Source organism: Novosphingobium sp. GW835-FHT14H07 (assembly GCF_058793515.1).
Genome location: NZ_JBXAFX010000027.1, coordinates 1 through 23,674 on the forward strand (window position 1 = coordinate 1; position 23,674 = coordinate 23,674).

Annotated in this window: 29 protein-coding genes; 5 read left to right on the top strand and 24 right to left on the bottom strand. The window is 64.5% G+C overall.

What is annotated here, in order from left to right:
* Positions 1-65: 65 nt before the first annotated feature.
* The 11 genes from AC1Q5P_RS17840 to AC1Q5P_RS17890 form a co-directional block, all read right to left on the bottom strand.
* A complete protein-coding gene (locus AC1Q5P_RS17840) occupies positions 66-425 on the bottom strand; it encodes a hypothetical protein (protein ID WP_492519651.1) in 360 nt (119 codons plus the stop codon).
* 44 nt (positions 426-469) lie between these two features.
* Complete coding sequence (locus AC1Q5P_RS17845) at positions 470-1,384, bottom strand: class II glutamine amidotransferase (protein ID WP_052241949.1); 915 nt, start codon at positions 1,382-1,384, stop codon at positions 470-472.
* Positions 1,384-2,346 (bottom strand): cyclic nucleotide-binding domain-containing protein, encoded by a 963-nt coding sequence (locus AC1Q5P_RS17850; RefSeq protein WP_492519652.1) that lies wholly within the window; start codon positions 2,344-2,346, stop codon positions 1,384-1,386. The genes AC1Q5P_RS17845 and AC1Q5P_RS17850 overlap by 1 nt, the downstream gene beginning before the upstream one ends.
* Positions 2,347-2,377: 31 nt before the next feature.
* Positions 2,378-2,818, bottom strand: coding sequence for an SRPBCC family protein (locus AC1Q5P_RS17855; RefSeq protein WP_492519653.1), 441 nt, complete (start codon positions 2,816-2,818; stop codon positions 2,378-2,380).
* Positions 2,819-2,835: 17 nt separating this feature from the next.
* Complete coding sequence (locus AC1Q5P_RS17860) at positions 2,836-3,492, bottom strand: glutathione S-transferase family protein (protein WP_492519654.1); 657 nt, start codon at positions 3,490-3,492, stop codon at positions 2,836-2,838.
* Positions 3,492-3,980 carry a VOC family protein gene (locus tag AC1Q5P_RS17865; protein WP_492519655.1) on the bottom strand — a complete coding sequence of 163 codons (489 nt, stop codon included), beginning with the start codon at positions 3,978-3,980 and terminating at the stop codon, positions 3,492-3,494. The genes AC1Q5P_RS17860 and AC1Q5P_RS17865 overlap by 1 nt, the downstream gene beginning before the upstream one ends.
* The gene (locus tag AC1Q5P_RS17870) at positions 3,977-4,606 is read right to left on the bottom strand and encodes a glutathione S-transferase family protein (protein WP_193827182.1); all 630 of its coding nucleotides are present in this window, start codon (positions 4,604-4,606) and stop codon (positions 3,977-3,979) included. The genes AC1Q5P_RS17865 and AC1Q5P_RS17870 overlap by 4 nt, the downstream gene beginning before the upstream one ends.
* A 2-nt stretch (positions 4,607-4,608) precedes the next feature.
* Positions 4,609-5,397 (bottom strand): VOC family protein, encoded by a 789-nt coding sequence (locus AC1Q5P_RS17875; protein ID WP_492519656.1) that lies wholly within the window; start codon positions 5,395-5,397, stop codon positions 4,609-4,611.
* Positions 5,394-5,759 (bottom strand): DUF1428 domain-containing protein, encoded by a 366-nt coding sequence (locus AC1Q5P_RS17880; RefSeq protein ID WP_039331600.1) that lies wholly within the window; start codon positions 5,757-5,759, stop codon positions 5,394-5,396. Before AC1Q5P_RS17880 ends, AC1Q5P_RS17875 begins: the two co-directional genes overlap by 4 nt.
* Positions 5,760-5,765: 6 nt before the next feature.
* Positions 5,766-6,371 carry a TetR/AcrR family transcriptional regulator gene (locus AC1Q5P_RS17885; RefSeq protein WP_039331599.1) on the bottom strand — a complete coding sequence of 202 codons (606 nt, stop codon included), beginning with the start codon at positions 6,369-6,371 and terminating at the stop codon, positions 5,766-5,768.
* A 126-nt stretch (positions 6,372-6,497) separates the two neighbouring features.
* Entirely contained in the window at positions 6,498-7,145 is a 648-nt protein-coding gene (locus AC1Q5P_RS17890; RefSeq protein WP_492519657.1) for a glutathione S-transferase family protein, read from the bottom strand.
* Positions 7,146-7,224: 79 nt separating this feature from the next.
* On the opposite strand from AC1Q5P_RS17890, the gene AC1Q5P_RS17895 reads away from it, so the two are divergent.
* Complete coding sequence (locus AC1Q5P_RS17895; protein WP_039331597.1) at positions 7,225-8,205, top strand: AAA family ATPase; 981 nt, start codon at positions 7,225-7,227, stop codon at positions 8,203-8,205.
* 23 nt (positions 8,206-8,228) lie between these two features.
* Here the strand turns inward: AC1Q5P_RS17895 and AC1Q5P_RS17900 are convergent, their stop codons facing one another.
* The 4 genes from AC1Q5P_RS17900 to fmt form a co-directional block, all read right to left on the bottom strand.
* Entirely contained in the window at positions 8,229-10,601 is a 2,373-nt protein-coding gene (locus AC1Q5P_RS17900; protein ID WP_492519658.1) for a putative bifunctional diguanylate cyclase/phosphodiesterase, read from the bottom strand.
* 116 nt (positions 10,602-10,717) lie between these two features.
* On the bottom strand, positions 10,718-11,827 hold the full coding sequence (locus AC1Q5P_RS17905; protein WP_492519659.1) for a zinc-binding dehydrogenase: 1,110 nt from the start codon (positions 11,825-11,827) through the stop codon (positions 10,718-10,720).
* A 3-nt stretch (positions 11,828-11,830) separates the two neighbouring features.
* On the bottom strand, positions 11,831-12,583 hold the full coding sequence (gene truA / locus AC1Q5P_RS17910) for a tRNA pseudouridine(38-40) synthase TruA (protein WP_062346585.1): 753 nt from the start codon (positions 12,581-12,583) through the stop codon (positions 11,831-11,833).
* Positions 12,580-13,485, bottom strand: a complete 906-nt coding sequence (fmt, locus tag AC1Q5P_RS17915; RefSeq protein WP_062346584.1) for a methionyl-tRNA formyltransferase — start codon at positions 13,483-13,485, stop codon at positions 12,580-12,582. The genes truA and fmt overlap by 4 nt, the downstream gene beginning before the upstream one ends.
* A gap of 52 nt (positions 13,486-13,537) precedes the next feature.
* On the opposite strand from fmt, the gene recR reads away from it, so the two are divergent.
* Both recR and def read left to right on the top strand, forming a co-directional pair.
* Complete coding sequence (gene recR / locus AC1Q5P_RS17920) at positions 13,538-14,134, top strand: recombination mediator RecR (RefSeq protein ID WP_062346581.1); 597 nt, start codon at positions 13,538-13,540, stop codon at positions 14,132-14,134.
* 65 nt (positions 14,135-14,199) lie between these two features.
* Complete coding sequence (def, locus tag AC1Q5P_RS17925) at positions 14,200-14,766, top strand: peptide deformylase (RefSeq protein WP_062346579.1); 567 nt, start codon at positions 14,200-14,202, stop codon at positions 14,764-14,766.
* Positions 14,767-14,781: 15 nt separating this feature from the next.
* Here def and AC1Q5P_RS17930 read toward each other — a convergent pair whose 3' ends face one another.
* On the bottom strand, positions 14,782-15,192 hold the full coding sequence (locus tag AC1Q5P_RS17930) for a four-helix bundle copper-binding protein (RefSeq protein WP_039331588.1): 411 nt from the start codon (positions 15,190-15,192) through the stop codon (positions 14,782-14,784).
* 148 nt (positions 15,193-15,340) lie between these two features.
* On the opposite strand from AC1Q5P_RS17930, the gene AC1Q5P_RS17935 reads away from it, so the two are divergent.
* On the top strand, positions 15,341-16,855 hold the full coding sequence (locus AC1Q5P_RS17935; protein WP_492519660.1) for a DNA recombination protein RmuC: 1,515 nt from the start codon (positions 15,341-15,343) through the stop codon (positions 16,853-16,855).
* On the top strand, positions 16,852-17,625 hold the full coding sequence (locus AC1Q5P_RS17940; protein WP_156135698.1) for a hypothetical protein: 774 nt from the start codon (positions 16,852-16,854) through the stop codon (positions 17,623-17,625). Before AC1Q5P_RS17935 ends, AC1Q5P_RS17940 begins: the two co-directional genes overlap by 4 nt.
* Here AC1Q5P_RS17940 and AC1Q5P_RS17945 read toward each other — a convergent pair whose 3' ends face one another.
* From AC1Q5P_RS17945 to AC1Q5P_RS17980, 8 genes are all read right to left on the bottom strand, one after another.
* The gene (locus AC1Q5P_RS17945; RefSeq protein WP_062346571.1) at positions 17,626-18,030 is read right to left on the bottom strand and encodes an META domain-containing protein; all 405 of its coding nucleotides are present in this window, start codon (positions 18,028-18,030) and stop codon (positions 17,626-17,628) included. It lies immediately after the preceding gene.
* A 55-nt stretch (positions 18,031-18,085) separates the two neighbouring features.
* A complete protein-coding gene (locus tag AC1Q5P_RS17950) occupies positions 18,086-18,889 on the bottom strand; it encodes a TrmH family RNA methyltransferase (RefSeq protein ID WP_492519661.1) in 804 nt (267 codons plus the stop codon).
* Between the two features lie 38 nt (positions 18,890-18,927).
* A complete protein-coding gene (locus AC1Q5P_RS17955) occupies positions 18,928-19,224 on the bottom strand; it encodes an HPr family phosphocarrier protein (RefSeq protein WP_039331581.1) in 297 nt (98 codons plus the stop codon).
* A 1-nt stretch (position 19,225) separates the two neighbouring features.
* Positions 19,226-19,630: a PTS sugar transporter subunit IIA gene (locus tag AC1Q5P_RS17960; protein WP_039331580.1), complete on the bottom strand. Its 405-nt coding sequence runs from the start codon at positions 19,628-19,630 to the stop codon at positions 19,226-19,228.
* A 151-nt stretch (positions 19,631-19,781) separates the two neighbouring features.
* Positions 19,782-20,714 carry an RNase adapter RapZ gene (gene rapZ / locus AC1Q5P_RS17965; RefSeq protein ID WP_492519662.1) on the bottom strand — a complete coding sequence of 311 codons (933 nt, stop codon included), beginning with the start codon at positions 20,712-20,714 and terminating at the stop codon, positions 19,782-19,784.
* A gap of 63 nt (positions 20,715-20,777) precedes the next feature.
* Positions 20,778-21,203 carry an HPr kinase/phosphorylase gene (locus AC1Q5P_RS17970; RefSeq protein ID WP_492519663.1) on the bottom strand — a complete coding sequence of 142 codons (426 nt, stop codon included), beginning with the start codon at positions 21,201-21,203 and terminating at the stop codon, positions 20,778-20,780.
* Positions 21,200-22,789 (bottom strand): stimulus-sensing domain-containing protein, encoded by a 1,590-nt coding sequence (locus AC1Q5P_RS17975; RefSeq protein WP_492476922.1) that lies wholly within the window; start codon positions 22,787-22,789, stop codon positions 21,200-21,202. The genes AC1Q5P_RS17970 and AC1Q5P_RS17975 overlap by 4 nt, the downstream gene beginning before the upstream one ends.
* Positions 22,776-23,531, bottom strand: coding sequence for a response regulator transcription factor (locus AC1Q5P_RS17980; RefSeq protein ID WP_193827198.1), 756 nt, complete (start codon positions 23,529-23,531; stop codon positions 22,776-22,778). The genes AC1Q5P_RS17975 and AC1Q5P_RS17980 overlap by 14 nt, the downstream gene beginning before the upstream one ends.
* Between the last annotated feature and the right edge of the window lie 143 nt (positions 23,532-23,674).

Consider the following 23,674-nt stretch of genomic DNA (forward strand, 5'->3'; position numbering starts at 1 on the left):
CCCATAGGATACACTGTCGGGTGGTCGGGCCGGGGGAGCGGGCCGGTGCCGCCAATCAGAATGCGTTAGCGACTGAACAGGCCCTTGGCCATACCGGCAAGATCGTCGAGCGGAGTGCCGTCGCCGTCCCTGTCGAGGAAGGCGGAAACCTTGCTCAACGCATCGGGATTCTGGCCAAGCGCCGAAGCAAAACTGGCCAGTGCGCCCTCGCCGCCGATGTGGCCTACGATCTCCTGCAGTTTCGAGGCGTCGAGGCCGGAGTTGGCCGCCGCCGTCTCGATCGTGTCGCCCTTCGACTGGTGCCCCGCAGCCAGCGCCGCAATCGCGTTCTCGGCTGTGTCGGGATCGATGCCGACCTTTGCCGCAAGGTTCTTCACATCGACATTGCCGGCCACCTGGCCAAGGATCGAATCGAACAGGCTCATGACGTTTCCCCTTCACTGCTGAGCACAAGCCTATCAGGTGCCGATCAGACTTCCAGAGCGTGAATCTCCGCCCGCCGCCTTGCCCCATCGCGCCGCACCAGCAGCGCCGAATACTCCGGCACTTCGATCCATGTCGCGAAGTCCCGGGTGAGCGGCTCTGAAGCCACGATCACGCTGTCGGCATCGATGGCTCCGCCGATCAGCTTCCACTCGCCTTCGTGAAGGCCATAGTCCCGTCCGCACGTGTACCACATCGAGAGATACTCCGAACTGCCCTGCAGCGCGCCCGCATCAAAGTGTCCGAAGTCAAAAGTAAAGCGGACAGCGGCAAGATTGGTGCCATCGCAGAACATCAGGTTAGTCGAACTTGACCGCGTGATCCCATGCCGCGCCCTGGCCTCACGCAGCACGCTCAAGGCATGGCGGATCGCGGCGAGGATGGCGTCAGGCTCGTTGATCCCGCCCGGATCAGGCAGGGCCGAGACGACCAGCGCATAGATCCATTCGCTGTCGGTGGAGCCCTGGATCTGCTTGGCAAACTCCGGCCGGATGTGCGGAGCAAGATCGAAGCGCATGTCCCGGAAACCTGCCAGATCGCCGTTGTGCGCCATGGACAGCGGCACGCCATCGAAGCGGAAGGGATGGCAGTTCTGCTCGTTGATCTGGACCGTGGAGTTATAGGGCACGCCGCGAATGTGCGCGAGCAGCGCGGATGAACGCAGCTTGCCGGCAAGCGCCTTGAGATTGCGATCGAACAGCGCGACCTGCGTCGTACGATAACGAAACGGCACGTTCGGTGCGTGGCTTGCTTCGTCCCACGCCGCCATGCCGAAACCTGCCAGGTTAAGCATCTGCAGCATCTGCGCGCCGATCGTCTGATTGAGCAGCGAGGAATCGGGCGCGTAGAGCAGGTCATCGAGCAGGACCGGCGTGCCGAGATAGCTCAGGATGCGGCACATCAGCCCAGTTCTCCGGCATGGTTGAAACGCGCCAAGGACAACGAGCGGCCGAGGTGGCGGTTGGCCTTGCGCTGGTCCTGCACCAGTTGCCGCCCGAATGCTGCGTGGAGCACGGGCAACCACGGCGGCGCATCGGCTTCCAGCACGGCAAGCGTCACGGCAGGAAGATGGACAAGCTGTGCCTGTTCCGCCGCCGTCACCAGCAGTGGCTGCGGCCCGCCATCGCTGTGACCGGTCAGGCCGACGAAGCAGCCGGGCCCGAACACGAAGACCTGCTCTGCCATCGCGCCCCGCGGCACCGCTGCGCGCACTGCCCCGCGCAGGACGAGAAAGAGACCGTCCTGTCTGTCCCCTGGAGCAGCCACCGTAGCGCCCCGCCGCGCTTCCAGCAGTGCCCCCGCCTGCACGATATCCCCGATGCCTTTAAGACGCGCAAGGCCATGCGCCAGCACAGCCGCATCGGAGCGCGACGGGCTGGGCCCCGGCCCGGAATGCAACTGCCGCAGCGCGTGCGGATCGAAATGCCCTTCGGCCACGATCCGCTCGAGCGTCTGCCGGGTGCGCGCGGCCACGAGGCGGCGCAAGGCGTGTCCGAGCTGCATGGCCCAGCCCGAGCCATCGGCCAGCAGCGCCCGGAAGCGGCGACCGGATACCACCAGCCCGCGGGTGTCCTCCACTGCCCTGACCCGGGCCGAGCGGGGGCCATCGTCAAGCAGGGCAAACTCACCCACGACCTCGCCGGGCCGTATTGCCGAGATCACCGCATTGTCGTCACCCGGAATGCGCGCGGCGATCTCCAGCAGGCCCGCTTCGACAAGGTAGAGTGCATCGGCATGATCGCCTTGCCGAAACAGCACTTCACCTGCGCCAACGGCGAACGGCAAGGCATTGCCCAGCAGTGCTTCCCAAGCCTCGCGATCGAGCCCGGCAAGCTGCGCCGGTGCCTGCGCTCTCTCTCCCATCCACAGAGATTGCGCCTGCCCCGCCTTTACGTCAATCGGCCTCGGCAAGCGCCTGCAATTGGTCGGCACAGGCATTCCAACCCGCTTCGAACCCCATCTCGGCGTGGCTCTGCATCGCCTCCTCGGTCCAGTGCCGGGCGCTGGCAGTGTAGCGCGTGCCATCACCTTCCGGCGCCACTTCCCAGATACCGATCATGAAAGGTCCGGAGGGTTCGAAGTCAGACGTAACCGCATCGGTCGTGATGAATCGCCGGCCTTCTTCCCAGGCAAGGAAAATCCCCTCCTGCGGCATCTCCTCACCATCCGGGCCATGCATGACCATCGCAGACCGACCACCGGGCCGACGTTCCTGCGCGACCATGGTGATGCGCCAAGGTTTGGGACACCACCATTCCTCCTGCCGGTTGGCCAGGACGTCCCAGACTTCGACCGGGCTGGCCGCGATATAGCGGTTGATCGAAAGCTCGTGCATGTCTGTCTCCTTGCCGCTCAATCGCGATCGGGCGCGCCGAGGGGGAAGTAATGCCGGAATCGACGCGCGTCCTCGACGCAGCGCGCCACCGGCGGCAATGCCAGAAGGTGCGCGCGCCAGATCCGGAGGCGTGCGCAGTTATCGGGGATGGGTACCACCCAATCGGCATAAAACAGCGCGGGCGCAGCAGCGCATTCGATCAGGCTGATGGTTGCAGACATCGCATAGCCCGCCAGCCACGCATCGATCCAGCGATAGGCGCGCGTCACTCGCTCTTCGACGCGCCCCTGCACTTCGGCCGAGACGGTTCCGTGCCGGATCGCATCGTCGACACTGTCCTGCATCGCGTTCATCACGTAATTGTCGAACACCCGGTCGATCATGCGCGTCCAGACCGCCTCGTCTGCGTCGGCAGGGAGAAGCGGCGCGGGACCGGGATGGTGAAGCGCAAGATACTCGATGATCGAAGTCGCTTCGAACACCTCGCGCGATCCATCCACCAGCAGCGGAAACTTGCCCATCGGGCTGGCCTGCTGGACCCGGTCATGGGCAGCTGCCTGATCGGGGTTCTCGCCATCGAGACTGTGGAACGTAAACGGCGTGCCATTGGCATAGAGCGCGATCAGCGCCTTCCATGTGTAGGACGAGAAGGGATGGCCGTAGAGCGCGAGCATCAGGCATCACCTCGCGCCGCGGCCTCGATCGTGGCATGATCGATCTTGTGCATGGTCATCATTGCAGAGAAGACCCGCGCCCGAACATCCGGGTCGGAATGAGCCATTCCCTCGGTCAGGACCCGCGGGGTAATCTGCCAGCTCAGGCCCCACTTGTCCTTGCACCAGCCGCAGGCACTTTCCGCACCACCATTGCCGACGATGGCGTTCCAGTAGCGATCGGTCTGCTCCTGCGAATCTGTAGCCACCTGGAACGAGAACGCCTCGCTATGCGGGAACTGCGGCCCGCCATTCAGCCCCATGCAGGGCGTGCCGAGAACAGTGAACTCGACCGTGAGCACGGTGCCGGCGGAGCCGCCGGGGAAGTCGGTCGGCGCGCGATTGACCGACCCGACCTCGCTGTCGGGGAAAGTTGCGGCATAGAAGTTTGCTGCCTCTTCGGCATCGCCATCGTACCACAGGCACAGGGTAAGCGGAGGGACTGTCACGACTGCATCTCGGCGATCAGTGCGCTATCAATCGCCTTCGCCTCGCCATAGGCCGGCCGCGCTCGCACCCGATCGAGATAGGCCAGGAACTCCGGCCGCTCGGGCAGAGACTTGAAGCCGACGCCCCAATCCACGTGGCTGCCAACATAGACGTCCGCCATCGTGAACCGGTCGCCACAGACATAGGCGTTCTGAGCCAGGTGCCGCGCAAGCGAATCGACCGTGCGATCATAGCTGCCAAAGCCGGCCATGCCTTGCTGCCGTGGGTCCTTTGGATCGAAGCCGAGGCTGCGCGCCGTGACCGCCTGCTCCACTGGCCCAGCCGCAAAGAATGTCCAGCGCAGATAGGCCGCACGTTCGTGATCCTGCGGCCCCAGACCGGCCTCCGGGAAGACCTCCGCCAGGTACAGGCAGATCGCGGCGCATTCGGTGACTACGTGATCGCCTTCGTCGGCGTGGTGCACGATCGTCGGCACCTTGCCCATCGGGTTGGCAGCAAGGAAGCCCTCCGGCTTGGCCTGCCAGTCGACCAGCACGGTGTCATAAGTCGCGCCAACTTCGTGCAGTGCCCAGCGTGCGATCTGGCCGCGCGACATCGGGTTCGTGTAGAACGTGAACTTGCTCATCCTCATTCTCCCCTGGGACCGACCACGCCAAACTGCGCACCCTGCGGGTCCTGCGCGATGACGACCCAATCGCCGCCAGGCACTTGATGCGGCTCGGTCAGGATCGTGCCGCCGGCCCGGACAATGGCGTCGCGGGCCTGCAGGGCAGACGGAACGCCGAAGTAGACCTGCCAGCCCGGCGTGCGCCCGCCAACAAGCGGCATGATGCCACCCAGCGCCTGGGCGCCAAAGTCGATGAAGGCGTATTCGCCCAGTTCACCCATCGGCATCACGTTGTTGAACTCGAAGCCGAAATGCCGGCCGTAGAAAGCCTTGGCGCCAGCGGGATCGGGCGTGGCCAGATCGTGCCAGCGCACATGCTGCACGCCATCGGCCTTGAACGCGTCGCTTTGGGCGCCCGGTTGGTTTGCGGGCGGGCGCGGCTGCATCAGGTAGAACGGCACGCCTTGCGGGTCGGTGACTATGGCAAAGCTGCCCTCGTCAATATCGGTCCGGGGCATCAGCGCACGGCCGCCATCGGCCTCGATCGCCGATAGCGCTGTGTCGATATCGGCGACGGCAAGATAGGGCACCCACGCCGGATGCGCTCCGCCCTGTCGCATGGCCTCGTTCAATTGCAGCACCCCGCCATTGCCGCCCCCATCGCTGCGCAGGATCATGCGATAGTCGATCAGCGATTGCGGATCGGGCGCGCTGAAGCTCCAGCCCACCACAGCGCCATAGAACTCCGCCGCGCCATCGGCATCGCCGGTCATCAGTTCGTACCAGCAGAACGGAACGGGGCGGCTCACGCCCGCCCTCCCAAATCGAGCAGCGTGGCGAAGCCACCGGTAATCATCCGCGCCCCGTCGAACGGCATGTCCATCGGCTCGCCGCTTTCGGACATGAGCTTCTCCATCGCGGCGTGGGCCGCATCACGGGTTTGCCGGTCAGGCCATTCCGCCCAGCTGAACACGATTGTCTCGTCGTTCGTGGCTTCGGTGGCGCGGTGGAAATCAGTGCGCTTGCCGTGGGGCACGTCATCTCCCCACGCCTCGACCACCCGCAAGGCTCCGTGCTCGACCAGCATGGCGTCGAACTTGCGGGCGACTGCCTCGTATCTTTCCCTATTGGCGGTCGGTACCGCCAGCACGAACCCGTCTACATAGGACATGGGCCTTTACTCCTCTCCGGTATCCCTCCCGAACAACATCGCGAAGTAGCGTCTCAGGTGCGCCAGTTGCTCTCGCGCCAATTCCGCGGCAGCGTCTTCCGGCTGCGTCTTGGCCAGGACGAACGCGCCCTGGATCACTGCCTGGACATGCCGCGCAAGGCTCGCCCCTGTCGTGCCTGTTACGCCGCACTGTGCCACCGCTGCGTCAAGATCCGCCTCGAGCGCCCTTGCATTTGCCATGATGCTGGCTTCGGCCGCGACGCGAATTGCCGCGCTCGACCGAAACGCCTCCTGCACCAAGGTCCCGGCCACGCACGAGAAGGCCTCGGGCGGCCCGCCAATCAACGCGATCCGCAGATCGATGTAGCCCAGCACCCGATCGACCGGGTCGGGCAGAGCGTGAAAGGGCGCCTCGGCGAAAAACCCGCCAGTGCTCGCCGACCAGTACTCCGCTGCCGCCACCCCAAGCGCTTCCTTGGACGCGAAATGGTGAAAGAACGCACCCTTCGTCACCCCGGCCTCGGCGCAAAGCTGATCGACCGAGGTGCCAGCAAAGCCGTTCGATCGGATCAGCTTCACCGCCGCTTCGAGCAGCTTGTCCTTCGCGGTCACTGCCGGAGGTCGAAAGGGTCGATTCGGGATCACCCAAGAAGACATACCAACCAGTTGGTATGCCGCAAGCGCAAAGCGATGAAGCGTTTCCGGGAGGACGCAGCACGCCCTCCCGGACCCTTGATGTCACATGGCCATGATGCGCTGCGCTATCGGCTCTTCCTGCGCCGCCACGGCGGCCCACGCCGGACGCGCAGCGACACGGGCATACCACGCCGCCGTCTTGGGCCGCGCGGCTGCGTCGACACCGTGGCCGACATAGGCCAGCGTGCGGAACATCGAGGCGACGGCAATGTCGCCTAGGCTGAAGCTCTCGCCCAGCAGCCAGCCCTCATCAGGCACAGCCGTTTCCAGCCAATCCAGCCAGCGCGGCAGTTCCGCCTCGCCTTGCAGGGCAATTGCCTCGTCGCCACCGGTCTTGATCAGCTTCGGGCCGACGAGACGGTTGAACAGGATCTTCAGGCCGGACGCGCCCAGCACGGTGTCGGCGAACTCGTCCCAGAACACTGCCTTGCCCCGCAGCTTGGCTTCATCCGGGATCAGCCGCGGCTCGGGATACTGCGCATCAAGATACACCGCGATCGCGGTCGAATCGGCGAGTTGAAAGCCGTCGTCGTCGATCGCCGGGATCTTGCCCAAGGGGCTGCAGGCAAGGAACTCAGGATCGCTGCTGCCCGGCCCGCCCCGAGCGAGTTCGAAGGAAATGCCCTTTTCCGTAAGGACAACCGCCACCTTTCGCACGAACGGCGAAAGCATCGCGCCGTAGAGCTTCATCGAAATTCTCCCATTCTAACGGACAGGTTCCGTGAAACCTTATTGCAGCGCCGCCCCCGCCCGTATAGGCGAGGCAGCGATGAGCGAACTTCCGAACAGCCACGCGACGACGCTGCTCGCCGCGCCCGACACCGAAATCGATGTCCGCGAGACCTTCGGCATCGACATCGACATGAAGGTCCCCGCGTTCAGCCGCGCCGATGAGCGCGTGCCCGATCGCGATGAAACCTACGTGTTCGATCCGGACACCACGCTGGCGATCCTTGCGGGCTTTGCCTACAACCGCCGCGTGATGGTGCAGGGCTATCACGGCACCGGCAAGTCGACTCACATCGAACAGGTTGCAGCCCGCCTCAACTGGCCGTGCATCCGCATCAACCTCGATGCGCACATCAGCCGCATCGACCTCGTCGGCCGCGATGCCATCGTGCTGCGTGATGGCCTTCAGGTCACCGAATTTCGAGAAGGCCTGCTGCCTTGGGCGCTGCAGACACCCACCGCGCTTGTCTTCGACGAGTATGACGCCGGCCGGCCGGACGTGATGTTCGTGATCCAGCGCGTACTCGAAACCGAAGGCAAGCTCACGCTGCTCGATCAGAACCGCGTGATCCGCCCGAACAAGCATTTCCGCCTGTTTGCTACGGCCAACACGGTGGGCCTTGGCGACACTTCGGGTCTATATCACGGTACGCAGGCGATCAACCAGGGGCAGATGGACCGCTGGAACCTCGTCGTCGCGCTGAACTATCTGCCCGATGCGACCGAGGTGGAGATCGTCAGCAAGAAGGTGCCCGATCTCAATCCGCAGGTCGTGGCCGACATGGTGCGCGTTGCGAACCTGACCCGTCAGGGCTTCATCAACGGCGATATCTCGACCGTGATGAGCCCGCGCACGGTGATCAGCTGGGCGCAGAACAGCCAGATCTTCAACGATGTCGGCTTTTCGTTCCGCCTCTCGTTCCTCAACAAGTGCGACGAGACCGAGCGCGTGCTGGTGGCCGAATACTACCAGCGCGTTTTCGGCAAGGACCTCCCCGAAAGCGTTGCCCACCGCGGCTGAAGCGGGTGACGGCTGCGGCGGGCTCAGGCCCGCCGGGCCTCCTGCTCCACCCGGTAATCCTCAAGCTTCAGCTCCGGCAGCCTCGGCATCGCGTCAGCGGCCTCAAGCTTTTGCCGAGCAAACTGGCGGCTGATGGGCAGGTCTTCCGCGGGTATCGCCTTGCTGATCAGATAGCCTTGCACTTGCTCGCACCCCAGCGCCCGCAGGCTCGCAAGCTGCTCCTCGGATTCCACACCCTCAGCAATGGTCTGCATGTTCAGCTTGCTGGCCAGATCCAGCACTGCCTCGATGATCGCACTGCTTTCACTGCCTGCGTTGAGTTCACTGATGAAACAGCGGTCAATCTTGATCTTGTCGAACGGGAAACTGCGCAAATAGTTCAGCGATGAATAGCCCGTCCCGAAGTCATCGAGCGCGATGCGCACGCCGAGTGCGTGCAGACGTTCCAGTTGCTGCAGATGATCGTCACACTCCTGCATCAGCATCGTTTCGGTAATCTCGAGCTCCAGTCGGTGCGGATCAAAGCCGCTCGCCGAAAGTGCAGCGATCACCTGTTTGAGCAGAGTGAAGTCCGCCATCTGTGCGGGTGAAACGTTGACCGCCACGGTCATGTCCGAAGGCCAGGTGGCCGCCTCTGCCAGCGCCTCGCGCAGAACCCATTCGCCAAGGGCCACGATGAGGCCGGTGTGCTCGGCAATGGGTATGAACACGTCTGGCGGGATCAAGCCCCGTTCAGGGTGCCGCCAGCGCAGCAGTGCTTCGAACCCGGCAATGCGGTCGCTCGCGAGCTCATGCAAAGGCTGGTAGTGAAGCTCGAACTCGCCATTGGCCAATGCGCTGCGCAAATCCAGCTCAAGCCGGCCGCGCTCCTGCTTCAGCTCCTCCATCGCCGGGTCGTACACGATAGCTGACCCTCGGCCACGTGACTTGGCCTCGTAAAGCGCTAGGTCCGCGCTGCGCAGCAAAGTCTCGGACGTGGCCCCGTGTTCGGGCGCAATCGCGATGCCGATGCTCGCACCGATGCGGACCGTCCGGCGTTCGATCTCCATAGGCTGGCTGATCGCTTCGACTATCGCGCGGCCGACCTCCCGCAGATCGTCCACAGTATCGAAATCGTCGACGATGCAGGCGAACTCGTCCCCGCCCAAGCGGGCAACGAAGCCTTGTCCTCCCAGCGCCGACTTGATCCGCCATGCCGCCTCGACGAGCACGCTGTCGCCAAACTGATGGCCGAGCGTATCGTTGACCGCCTTGAAGTGATCGAGATCGACGTAAAATACGGCGAAAGGATTGTTTGCAACGGCGCCGTCAAGCGCCGCCTCCAGCCTCGCCTGGAAGTTATGCCGGTTGGGCAGGACGGTCAGGCTGTCATGGTCCGCGAGGAACCTCACCTGGCTTTCGGCAGTGTAGCGATCAGTCACATCCCGAACGAACAAACGGAAGCCGCTATGACGAAGCTCCTCGTAAAGCGGATTGCCCGTAACCGACCACCAATGCAGGTCCCCCTCGATAACGATCGGGACTACCATGTCATGGAACGGCTTCAGCTTACGTGCCGCCTCACGCAATGCCTCGGTCTCCGGTCCTGCAACAAGCAGGTTGACCAGCTTCACGCCTTCCAGATCGGCTGCATCGCGCCCCAGGGCCGTGCACAATCGTTCGGACGGCAGCGCGACATTCCCGCTGGCGTCGGTCTCAAGCATCCAGTCGCTGGCATGGGTCTCGTACGCAGTGAGCAGGCCCTGTATCGTCTCGCCCGCTGCCTTCAGCCGGCGCGTCCGCAGGATACGCGTAGCGAACATGTAGTGCAGGTTGAAAAGCATCACGTGCAGGGCGATCAGCTGCAGGCCCATGACAGGCACGATCAGTTCCCCGCGCAAGTCGGACCGGAATAGCAGCGCAAAGGTCATCAGTCCCAGCGAGATCGTCTGGGAGATGATCCCCGCCACCGGGATCGTGAACTGCAACAGCAGTTCAAGTTGGGCCAGCACCAGAACGTAGATGATCAGCGCCCCGATCCGCTCGCTCGGCACGGCGATGATGCAGCAGGCGGTAAACGCGGCAAGGAATATGGCCCTCAGCCAGATGCCCTTGGCCCATATCTCGACCATCTCCGATGGCTTGTACTGCCCGCTGCTTTCCTTTCGGCGCAGTTCGGTCAGGCCGACGCGCATCTGGGCCAGCAGCAGCACGGCACCGACATAGAAATGCCAGGTCAGGCCGGGCGCGCATATCGCCAGCATCAGCGCCATGCGCAACGCCTCGAACAGGTTGCCGCTCAGGGAATTGATGTATTCGAGCTTGCGTCGGGCGAACCACTCCACCTCGCCCGGTTCAATATCATAGTGCAACAGATGCAGCAGCGAGCCTGGCCGCTCGAGCAGCCAGAGCTTCAACCTTTCCAGCCTTCCACTGCTCGCGGTCCCGTCCATCCCTGCCGGATAGGACAACACGTGTTCAGGATTGCTGGTGCACCAGTTATGTAGGCTTACGCAGTCGGACGTTTACCGCGTCACGGCGTGATCAGGTATTTCTCGCCAGTGCGCCGCGCATTGTATTCCAGCGCGGCCTCCTTCGTCAGCGCCTGATCCAGCGTGACGCGCGCCTTGTAGCTGCTCGCAAATGTCGTGGTAAGTTCCGCCATCACGCGGCTGCGCATCTTTTCGACGACTTCGGCACCCAGCTTGCCCATCCATGGCGTCAGCAGCCAGCCGGAGACATCCCAGCTGAAACCGAAGTTGCGGGTCAGCACCGTCGGCGAAAGATCGAGCGCGCCGTAGATGAAAGCGTGCTTGGGGCTGTTCGAGCCATAACGGCTGTAAGCCGCGCCCGAATTGGCCACCTGCTCCATCACCGTCAGAATCTGGCTGACCAGCTTGCCACCGCCGATTGCATCGAATGCCATCGTCGCCTTGGTCGCGCCGATCGCAACAGCGAGGTCGTCAAGGAACGTTGCCTTCGAACTGTCGACGACATGCTCGGCACCGATCCCTTTCAGGATCGCCACCTGCGCATCGTTGCGCACGATGTTGACCAGTGGAATGCCGTCAGCCTGGCAGATCTTCACCAGCATCTGCCCCAGGTTCGAAGCTGCGGCCGTATGCACCAGAGCGTTGTGCCCAAGGTGGCGCATCGTCTCGGTGAAGCTCAAGGCGGTCAGCGGATTGACGAAGGCCGAAGCGCCCTGCTCCGCCGTCACGCCCTCAGGAAGTTCAAGGCACATCGCCGCATCGGCCACGGCCAGCGTCGCATACATGCCGCCGGGGAAGCAGGTCACGCGCTTGCCGAGCAGTGCTTGCGCTTCCGGAGCATCGCCGGCTGCGACGACCGTCCCCGCACCTTCGTTGCCCACAGGCATGGCTGCGCCGTGGCGCGCGGCCATCGCGCGCACAGCAGGATCGGGCATCTTCGCCACAATCCTGCCGGGCGAGAACTCCGCCTTTTCGATATCTGCCGGGCCGAACAGCAGACCAAGGTCCGAGGGATTGATCGGCGTCGCTTCCACGCGGATCACCACCTGCCGCCCCTCGGGCGCAGGCAGGGTAAAGTCTTCAAGGCTGACGGTCAGGGTGCCGTCGGGATCGAGCTGCGAGACGATGCGCTGGCCTTGAAGATCGGTCATTTTTCACTCTCCGGGATATGTTGCGGAGACGAAGTATAGACCTTCGGCAGGCGCGTTAAGTCCTAATTTGCTACGGTCTTTTGCTGCCAGCGCTTCGGCCACCTGGCCGACCGGCCACTGCCCCTGCCCCACCAGCGCAAGGCACCCCACCATCGAGCGCACCTGATGGTGCAGGAAGCTGCGCGCCGCTGCCTCGATGATCACCCGGTCGCCCTCGCGCCGCACGTCCAGCCGGTCGAGCGTCTTCAACGGGCTGGCCGACTGGCAGTGCACCGAACGGAACGTGGTGAAATCGTGATGGCCCACCAGCGCCTGCGCCGCGGCGTGCATCGCCGCAGCGTCAAGCGGCTTGGCGATACGCCAGGCCCGCCCCAGTTCCAGCGTCAGCGGCGCGCGGCGATTGATGATGCGATATTCGTACGACCTGCCGATGCAAGAGAAGCGCGCATGCCAGTCGTCGGCCACGTGGCTGCAATCGAGCACCGCGATCGGATGCTCCGCCAGGCGCAGCCGCGCATTGAGTGCTTCCATCATGCGAAACGGATCGAACGCGCGCGAAAGATCGAAATGCGCTCGCATCCCCAGCGCATGAACCCCGGTATCTGTCCGCCCTGCGGCGTTGAGCACCACGGCCTCGCCCGTGACGGATTCGACCGCCTCTTCCACCGCCTGCTGCACGCTCGGCCCGTGCGACTGGCGCTGGAAGCCCATATAGGGCCCGCCGTTCCATTCGAGAGTCAGCGCAAACCGCATCAGCCGAGCCGGGTCCCCGCCGCAATCGCCCGCCCGCGCAGAAGCGATGCCGCATCCATGGCCGGACGCCCCGCCCTCTGGATCAGCACAGGCCGGATCGCGCCCGAACCGCAGGCGATGGTGAGCCTGTCATCAAGCGTCACGCCAGCCTCACCCTGCGCATCAGCGACTTCAGCCGCCAGTATGCGATACCGCTCGCCCTCAAGCTCGAAGAACGCTCCGGGCACCGGCGCAAACGCCCGTACCTGCCGTTCCACCTCCACCGCATCGCGCGTGAAATCCAGCCGGCTCTCCGCCTTGTCGATCTTGTGGGCGTAAGTCACACCCGCCTCGGGCTGCACCACAGCCGGATAGGCAGCCAGATCAGTGAGCACCTGCACCATCAGCGCGGCGCCCTTCGCGGCCAGCTCCGCAGTCAGTTCGCCCGCCGTCTTGCCATCGACCTGCGTCTTAACCTCGGCCAGCATCGGCCCGGTATCCAGTCCGCGCTCCATCTGCATGATGGTCACGCCGGTCATATCGTCACCTGCAAGGATCGCCCGCTGCACAGGCGCCGCCCCCCGCCAGCGCGGCAGGATCGAGCCGTGGACGTTGAGGCAGCCCAGGCGCGGCGCGTCCAGCACCGCCTGCGGCAGGATCAGGCCATAGGCCGCCACGACCGCGACATCGGCCCCCAGCGCGGCAAGCGCCGTCTGCTCTTCGGCCCCTTTCAATGAAGCCGGCGTGCGCACCTCGATCCCATGCGCCTCCGCCGCCAGATGCACCGGCGACGGCTGGAGCTTCTTGCCCCGCCCCGCCGGACGCGGCGGCTGGCTGTAGACGGCAACCACCTCGTGCCCAGCAGCGACCAGCGCTTCCAGCGTCGGCACCGCGAAATCGGGCGTGCCCATGAAGATGATGCGCATAAGCTGTCTGCAAGGCCTTCCGTTTGTCGGCTCCGGCCCTATCTGTGCTGCCATGGCATCGCAAGAGATCGAGGCACTTTCCGGCGCATTGGCGCGCCTCCCCGGGCTCGGCCCCCGCTCGGCCCGCCGCGCCGTGCTGTGGCTGATCAAACGGCGCGAAACCGCGCTGCCCCAGTTGCTCAACGCGCTGACCCAGGTGCAGGAACTGCTGGTCGAATGCGAGGTCTGCGGCAATGTCGATACCGCCAACCCCTGCGGCATCTGCACCGATCCCCGCCGTGACCAGCGCTCCATTTGCGTGGTCGAGGAAGTCGCCGACCTCTGGGCGCTGGACCGCGCCCGCCTGTTCACCGGCAAGTACCACGTGCTCGGCGGCAGGCTATCGGCCTTGGAAGGCGTGCGCCCCGAAGACCTGACCATCGGCCAGCTGCTCGACCGCGTGGGCCACGGCGGCATCGACGAAGTCGTCCTCGCCATGAACGCCACGCTCGAAGGCCAGACCACCGCCCATTACATCGCCGAGCGGCTCGAAGACGCCCCCGTGCGCGTCACGCAACTGGCGCACGGCCTGCCGGTCGGCGGCGAGCTTGACTACCTCGACGAAGGTACCTTGGCGCAAGCGTTGCGGGCAAGGCGCCCGGTGGCCTGATCGCCGATCACACTGATCGAAACGCTGTTCTTGCGACTCCCGCCCACATTCCTTATCTGCCCCCCATGGCCATCCGTGAAATCATCGAAGTCCCCGACCCGCGCCTCAAGCAGGTCTCCGTCCCCGTCGAAAAGTTCGACGACGAGCTCAAGACGCTGGTCGAAGACATGTTCGAGACGATGTACGATGCCCCCGGCATCGGCCTCGCCGCGATCCAGGTGGGCGTGCCACTGCGCGTGCTGGTCATCGACCTTCAACCCGATGATCCCGATGCCGAACCCGTCGCCTGCGACCACGATGGCCACCATCATCACCACCAGCCGACCAAGAAGGAACCGCGGGTCTTCATCAACCCCGAGATCCTCGACCCATCTGAAGAGCACAGCCTCTATCAGGAAGGCTGCCTCTCCGTGCCCGAGATCTACGCCGAGGTCGAGCGCCCCGCCCGCATCCGCGCGCGCTGGCAGGACCTGGACGGAAACACGCACGAGGAGGAAATGGACGGCCTGATGGCTACCTGCCTCCAGCACGAGATGGATCATCTCGAAGGCGTGCTGTTCATAGACCACCTTTCGCGCCTCAAGCGCAACATGGCGTTGAAAAAGCTGGAAAAGCTGCGCAAGGCGGCGTGACCTGATGAGGCCGCGTTACGCGGCCTCATGCACCTCACGATCCAGATCTTCGAGTGCCCGGCGGCAATCGTCGGCGCATTCACGGCACATCTGCGCGCAGCGGCGGCAATGGGCGTGGTCATGCTTCGCGCACTCCGCCTCGCAAATCTCGCAGGCCTTGATGCACACGGCAAGCTGCGCCCGGATCAACTCGCGGTTGGATCCCGTGCGGCGCGTGGCAATGCGGCTCGTCGCGGCGCAGACATCAGAGCAATCCAGGCAGGTGCGGATGCACTGATCCATGTCCATCGCCTCGGCGAGACAGGCATCTGCGCACGAATTGCAGATCGCGGAGCAATACATCGCATGCTTCACTGCCATCCCCAGCGAGGCGTTGTAGTTGTCACCCACCTGCGGGTGTTCCGAAATCATCTTCTCGATCGACATGAGCGCTCTCCTTCGTTCGCAAGGGCTTAGCGGGTCGCGCTCCTTTCCGTTCCGCGCCCTGTCCTGCCTGTGGAACACGCCGGCTGAATCGGTTGCGCCAATTTGCCCGTCACGGTAGGTTCCCATTTCGTTCCTTCTGGAGAATTTCGTGGAATCTGCCCTTTTCGTCATCGTAGCGCTTGTGATCGGGCTTGGTATCGGCTGGTTTTTCGGCTCCCGCCCTGCTGCCGAGTGGCGCGCCCGCCATGACAGCCGCGATGCCGAGGCCAAGGCCCACGAAGGCACGGTCAAGGCAATGACGGTCGACCTAGCTGCCACGGTGGAGCGCGCCAAGGCACTGGAAGCCGGCCTTTCCGAACTGCAGGATGTTCGCCGCCAGCGCGATGAACTGGCCCCTGCTCTCGCCGCCGCCCGCCAGCGCGCTGCCGATGCAGATCAGGTCCGCGCCGAACTTGCTCAGGTCCGGGCCGAGCGCGAAGCCTTGCGCGCCGAGCTTGAGCGCATGAAGGCCGATGCCGAGAACTTCGCCGAACAGAAACGCCTGCTGATCGAGGCGCAGGAGGCCCTGCGCAAGGAGTTCGAGAATGCTGGCAACAAGGTGCTGGAAAAGGCGCAGGAAGCCTTTCTCAACCGTGCTCATGCCCGTTTCGAGGAAAGCGAGAAGACCAGCGCCGAACGCCTCAAGTCCCTGCTCGCCCCTGTAGACCAGCGGCTCCGCAGTTATGAGGAACAGGTGCAGAGCCTCGAAAAGCAGCGCGTGGACTCGTTTGGCCAGCTGACCGGTCTGATCCAGTCGATGCGCGATGGGCAGGAAGCAGTGCGTGCCGCAGCCGCCCAACTCGGCAACTCGCTGCGCAATGGCCCGAAAACTCGCGGGCGCTGGGGCGAACTGCAGTTGCGCAACGTGCTGGAACAATGCGGCCTGTCCGAACACACCGATTTCATCACGGAACATTCGGTCGATACCGACGAAGGCCGCCTGCGCCCGGATGCCATCGTCCGCGTTCCCGGAAACAAGCTGCTGGTGATCGACGCCAAGGTTTCGCTCAATGCCTATCAGGATGCCTTCGAGGCGGAGGACGACGATACGCGGAAGATCGCGTTGAACGCCCACGTCCAGTCGATGCGCAACCACATCCAGACACTGGGCGCCAAGTCCTATCAGTCGCAGTTCGAAGAGGCGCCGGACTACGTGCTGATGTTCGTCCCCGGCGAACACTTCATTGCCGCCGCGCTGGAGCGTGACCCCTCGCTATGGGATTTCGCCTTCGAACGGCGCGTTCTGCTGGCCAGCCCGACCAACCTCGTCGCCATTGCCCGCACCGTGGCCCAAGTCTGGCGGCAGGACGGCCTGGCCCGCGAAGCGCGCGAGATCGGTAAGATGGGCGGCGAGCTTTACGATCGCCTTGCCGTCGCCGCCGAACACCTCAAGCGCGTCGGCAACGGGCTGGACAGTGCAGTGAGCAACTACAACAAGTTCGTCGGCAGCTTCGAACGCAACGTGCTGTCGGCTGGTCGCCGCCTGAAGGACAAGCACATCGAGATCGGCAAGCGCGAGCTTGAGGAAGTGCCTCTTGTCGAAGCCGCCCCGCGCTATGCCGAGGCAGAACCGGTGCCGCTCGCAGCGATTGCCAACGACGATGGAGACGTCGCTGCGGAATGACACAGAGGCTCGCCCGGCTCCTTTTCGCCACTGCCGCACTGGCGGCTCTGGCCGGGTGCGGGAGCGGGAGCGAGCCTCAAGCGTCGCCAAGCGCTAGTGAACCCTATCAGGCCCCGCCAGCGCCCCCGCCGGCCTCCGAGCCAGTGGTGGAGCCCGAACCTGAAGCAAGCCAGTCTGCCACCCCAGCGCCTGCTACGGTGCAGGAAGCCCGCTACGCGCCGCGGGACGAATGCCTGAAGCAGCCAGGCTGGCCCGCGTTTCACAAGGCCTTGGTGGCCGCGATCCTGAAACGGGACGCGCAAGCGATGTCCAAGCTCGCGGCACCCGATATCGCGCTGGACTATGGGGGCGGCAACGGGCCTGCCGAACTGGTCAAGCGTCTCAACGATCCCGATACGAAGCTGTGGCTTGAACTCGAAGCGATGTTGCCGCTGGGCTGCGCCGTGCAGGGCGGGCTGGCCGCGATGCCATGGGTCTTCTGGAACGTGCCAGAAGACATCGACAGCTACAGCGCGATGCTGGTGCTCGGCGACGACACGCCCATGCGGGATAAACCGGGCGGCAAACCCTTGGCGCCAGCAGGCTGGAGCATTGTCGGCATAGATCCGATGGACTTCGACAGTGAAGCCAGAGCGATCCGCGTTACCACGCATGACGGAACCAAAGGCTACATCGAAACGGCCAAGCTGCGCAGCCTGCTCGACTATCGCCTGATTGCCGAACCCAAGCAGGGTCAGTGGCAGATCACCGCCTTCATCGCCGGGGATTGATCAGCCGGTCGTCAGCTCCAGGTCGAGCGCATGTCCGCCGGACACCAACCGCATCGTCCGTCCGCGGCGCTCGATCTCGGGTGCGGCAGATAGCAATGCGTTGACCGCCTCCTCCTGTTGCCACACCGGACCCTCGCAGAACATCCGCGTCGCCATGAGCGGGCCAGCGACCAACCTCTGCCCATCGACGCGATAGTCGCCGCCGATGCCGTTGCAGCCGACGCTTGCGCTCAGCCGCCCGTCCTCGAACTTCAAGGTGGCCTTCTCGGGCGCAACCGGCGCGGCCCCATCCACGCGCAGAATCGTCCAAGCCGTACCGGCCAGCCCCGCACTACCCGAAGGCGCAGTGGCGCAACCCGCCAGGAGCGAGGCCGAAACCGCGAGAAAGGCGAGAGTCGAGCGCATGAGGCTACCCATGCTCCCGCGCGACTGAGCGTGCGATTAACCGGTTGGTACGTGGTTATTCAGGCAGGCTGGCAAGCACTTCGTAGGCCAGCACAGCCCCTGCCACCGCCGCGTTCAGGCTGTCCGCGCGCCCCTTCATCGGCATGGTCACGCGCAAGTCGCAGGCCATCTCGTAATCTTCAGGCAGCCCACGCGATTCGTTGCCGACCATCACGAAGCATGGGCTGGCATAGGCCGCACCGCGATAAGGCACCGCCTCGCGCAAGGATGCCGCAACAAGCTGACCTTCTCCTTGCCGCAACCAGACGATGAACTCCTCCCACCGGGCCTGCGCCAGCCGCTCGGTAAAGATTGCGCCCATGCTTGCCCGCACGGCTTCGACCGAGAACGGATCCACGCAATCGTCGATCAGGATCAGCCCGCCTGCCCCCACCGCGTCCGCCGTGCGCAGCATCGTGCCAAGATTGCCGGGATCTCGCATGGCGTGCGCAACCAGCCAGATCGGCGCGGCATTGCGATCGATCAGATCGATCGAAGTGTCCCACTCGGCAAACACCCCCGCAACTGCCTGCGGATTTTCCTTGCCGGTCACCTTGGCCAGGATGTCCAGCGGCAGCTCGATCACATCGCCGCCGGCGCGGGCGACATCCGCCTCAAGCTCGTCAAGCAGAGGGTGCCCTTCGCGCCCTTGCGCCATGAGCAGGATTTCCGGCAGTCGCCCCCCCTCACGCGCATCGGTCAGCAGGCGCAGCCCCTCGGCCAGGAACTTGCGCTCGCGCCGCCGGTGCTTCTTCTCGCGCAGGGAGCGGACGAACTTTACCGTGGGGTTGGAATAGCCGGTGATGATCTTGCGCGTCATGGCATCCCAATGCGCGACTGAGCGGGTCGCAGCAACCGTTAGTCTTCGCCGAAGCCGTCCTTGATCAGGCCGGTCAGCTTCATCAGGATCGCGTCTGCCTCGCCTTCAGGGCCGGCTACGCTCACGTCCACCGTATCGCCCTTCGCCGCGCCCAGCATCATCAACCCCAGGATGGAAGCCCCGGCGGCATCGGTGCCATCCTTGGCCACGGTCACCTCGAACCCGGCGGGCAGCTTGGCCACCGCGTTGACGAACTTGGCGCTGGCCCGTGCATGGAGGCCGCGCTGGTTGACGATCGTTACTGTCTCCCGGGTGACGTAACCCTGTTCAGCCATCTCATGCATCCTGCCCTAAGAATTCCGAAGCGATCGTTATGTAATTCCGCCCCGCATCGCGCGCGGCGGCTGTCGCTTCCTTTACACCCATGCAATTGCGCGCCTTTGCGAGGCGGATCAGCATGGGCAGGTTGATCCCGGCAATCACTTCGACGCGCCCCGCCTGCATCAGCGAGATCGCAAGATTCGAGGGCGTTCCACCGAACAGATCGGTCAGGATGATCACGCCTTCGCCGCTATCGACGCGCCGAATCGCGTCGGCGATCTCCTTGCGGCGCTTCTCCATGTCATCGTTGGGACCGATGCACACGCCGATCACGTCGCTTTGCCGGCCGACGACATGCTCCATCGCATGGATGAACTCGTCGGCGAGAGCGCCGTGGGTAACCAGAATAAGACCGATCATGAAAGGGGCAGGCTCCGAAGTGCGGCCGGGCAATCTGCACTGCTGGCGATGAACGCGAGCTTGGCAGGATTGCAGGGCGCGCAAGACGACTGGGAATCAAAACGCATGGCTTCCAGTGCTGCCCCGCCCATCCTTGTTATCCCCCGCTGTCTCAAGCTTTCCGACCTTCAAGCAGATCGGCCGCGCGCGACGCGAGGTTGCGATGCAGCAATGTGGGTGAAAATCCTTCCGCGCGCAAGGCTGAAGCGATCTGCTCGGCCATGAACACCGAGCGGTGCTTGCCGCCGGTACAGCCAAATGCCACGTGGACATATGCCTTGCCCTGTTGGCGATAGCGCGGAAGCAGCAGCAGCAGCAGATCGCGAATCCGTTGGAAAGCCTCGGCAAAAGCAGGGTCCTGCCGGATATAGTCCCCCACCGCCGGGTCCTGCCCGGTCTGCGGCCGCAGTTCGTCCACCCAGTGCGGGTTGGCAAGAAACCGCATGTCGAACACCAGATCAGCGAGCGGCGGCGTGCCCCGCGAAAAGCCGAAGCTGCTGATCGTCAGCGTCGGTGCAGAGGCGGTCACATCGCCGAACTGGTCGCGAATCGCCTGCTGCAGGTCGTTCGAGGTGAAGCTGGTGGTCGAGATCACCACATCGGCCCAGCGTCGCAGCGGCTCGAGCAGTTCGCGCTCGGCCGTGATCCCGGTCGAGGCCGGCTTGTCCTCGCTCATCGGGTGGCGGCGGCGGGTTTCGTTGTAGCGCCGCTCGAGTTCAGCCCCGCCACAATCGAGGAACAGGGTGGTGACTTCGATGTCCTTGCGCTGCGAGAGCTTCTTGACCAGTTGGATCGTCCTGGCCGGATCGAACCCCCGCGTGCGGGTATCGAAGCCGATCGCCATGGGCGCGCCCGATTCCATCCGCGCCGATCCCGGTTCGGTTTCGAGCAGGCGATCGAGCAGGCGGATCGGGAAGTTGTCGATCGCCTCCCAGCCCAGATCCTCCAGCGTGCGCAGCGCGGTCGTCTTCCCCGCGCCGAGCAAGCCGGTGACGAGGAGAATGCGCTGAGGGCCGGAGCCTGGAGAGCTTGAGTCTTGCGCCATCGGAAGCCCGCTTTGCGCCTTTGCCGCACGCTTGGAAAGTCCGCAAAATGGACCTGTCCCCAATCAGGAAAACGTCAACCCATAGCGGGCAAGCGCCAGCTCCGCGCGCAGCGGCAGCACCGGCGACTCCGGCCAGAGTGCCACGCAAGGAATTCTTATCCCTTCCATTTCATACGCTTGCGCCTGCTCGATAAACCGCGGTGCGGTGCTGTCCAGTTGCACGAGCAATGCAGCGGGGACCGGCGCCGAGACGGGAAAATCAAGAATGCCAAGGTTGCGCACTTCCAGCTTGCCGACCGTATTGGGATGTGCGGCAACGATCAGGTGCCCCTCCTTAGCTTCCACCATCACCCCATCGTCGCCGACCAGCACTGCCCCGCGATCGATCAGCGCCAGTGCGAGACTCGACTTGCCCGTCCCCGGCGCTCCAGCGATCAGCAGGCCCCTCCCGCCAATCGCCACGCAGGTCAGTTGCATTGCCCGGCTCACTCCGCTTCCTCCTCGACCGCGAGGGGAATGCTCAGCAGGAAGTAGGCCCCGGCCTTGCCATCGGGCCGATCATGGATCGTCAGCGTGCCGTCATGGGCCTCGGCAATCGTCCGTGCGATGGCAAGGCCAAGGCCGCTGTGCGCGCCGAACGCCTCTTCGGCCGGCCGCACCGAATGGAACCGTTCGAACACCTTGTCCCGTTCCGCCATGGGCACGCCCGGGCCCTGATCGCTTACCGCAATATGCGCCCAGTCCCCGTCGCCCCAGACCTTGACGTCGACGCAGCCACCCGTCGGCGAGAACGAGACCGCGTTGTCGAGCAGGTTCTCCAGCACGCGCTCCAGCCGCGCGGCGTCGCCCGGCACGGTCGTCTCGCCGTCCAGCCGCACCATCCTGATCGGCACGGTGGCGCTGGCCCGCACATCGCGCGCACCCACCACCTGAGAGGCCAGCAAGGCGAGGTCCACCGCGACAAAGGTCGCGCGGCTCAGCTCCGCATCGATCCGGCTCGCGTCCGCGATCTCGGTAATCAGGCGGTCAATCCGCTGCACATCATGCGCGGCAATGTCCGAAAGCTGGCGGCGCAGTGCCGGTTCCTCAACCCGCTCCATCGTCTCGAGCGCGCTGGAAAGCGAGGCGAGCGGGTTCTTGAGCTCGTGTGCAACGTCGGCGGCAAAGCTTTCCACGGCGTCGATCCGCTGGCGCAAGGCCGTGGTCATGTCCGAAACCGCGCGCGCCAGAAGGCCGATCTCGTCGCCACGATCGGGCAGGCGCGGCACCACCACCTCGCGCTCGCGCCCGAGCCGCACGCGCACGGCCGCTCGCACCAGCGCCCGCAATGGCTGGACGATGGTGCGTGCGAGAAACAGCGAGAGCTGGACCGACAGCAGCAGCGCGATGCCGATGATGATCACCAGCGTCTGGCGGGCATCACGCACCGATTGCGTCACGTCGAGCGCATTGCGCAAGGTCAGCAGCACCTCGCCCTTGTCACCCACCGGGGTCGCCGCCGTGATCACCGGCGTGCGGTCGGGGGCATAGCGCAGGTACACTTCCGTCCGCCCCGACTGCCGCGCCGCCTGGATCTCGGGCCAGCTCCCGGCCGGCCGCTCGGAGGTATCGCTGTAACGCTCCACCGTCGGGGCGTTGACGATGAAATCCACGCCCCGGTCCAGCAGTCGCGCCGCCTTCTGGTACCAGGGCTCGGTCTCGGGATTGATCAGCGCGAAGGATGGGGGCGCCAGAGCGAAGCTGTCGGCCAGCAACTGGCTTTCAGGATCGTAGAGCCGCAAGCGCAACACCTGATCCGTGCCGATCCGCGCCAGCAATTCCTTGCGCTGCGCCATCTTCGCCCCGTCCAGAGCATCGGCGGCGATCTCCGCCTCGGCCCGGGCCAGCTTGAACCGCTCCTCGATCAGCTGGGTCCGATAGCTGTCGAGATAGAAGAACCCGCCCGCAAGCAGCGCCAGGGCAATGACGTTGACGAACAGGATACGGGTGGTCAGCGAGACGCCGCGGATGCGCCACAGCGTCCGCAGGCGCCGCCGACGCAAACCCGGCTGAACATTGCCGTCAGTCTTCGGCAAAACTGTAACCGGCGCCGTAGAGCGTCTCGATCGCCCCGAACTCGCCGTCCACCGCGCGGAACTTGCGCCTCAGGCGCTTGATATGGCTGTCGATCGTGCGGTCGTCGACGAACACGTCATCGTGATAGGCCGCATCCATCAGCTGGTTGCGCGTCTTCACCACGCCCGGCCTGATTGCCAGCGCTTCAAGGATCAGGAACTCGGTCACCGTAAGCGAAACGGGCTCACCCTCCCAGGTCACCGCATGGCGCGCCGGATCCATGACCAGTCGCCCGCGACGGATCGGCTCGGGCAAGGGTTCGCTGTCCGCCTCCTGTTCGGCCGCCTCGCGCCGCACGATTTCGCTGCGCCGCAAAATCGCTTTAATCCGGGCTACGAGCAATCGCTGGCTGAACGGTTTTGCGATATAATCGTCGGCCCCCATCGACAGGCCGAGCGCTTCGTCGGCCTCGTCGTCCTTGCTTGTCAGGAAGATGACAGGCAGATCGCTCTTCTCGCGAAGCCGGCGCAGCAACTCCAGCCCGTCCATGCGTGGCATCTTGATGTCGCACACCGCCAGATCCGGCGGATTGTCGAGCAGCGCCTTCAAGGCCGCGTCACCATCATTGTAGAGCCGCGTGGCGAAGCCCTCGGTCTGCAGTGCGATCGAAACAGTCGTCAGGATATTGCGGTCGTCGTCCACAAGCGCGATCGTGCGCGGCAGGTCTGCACTTTCGGCGCGAGGCGGTTGCGGCGTGGGCATGGTTTCGAGCGATACCGGGCGTAAGCAAAGCTTGCAACTTCAAGCGCAAATGCCGCTGCACTGCAGCATTCCCAGTTGCATGGAACGCAACCTGATGCGCAAAAAAACTTCGTTGCCGCGTGTCATTTGACGCAGCAAACGCA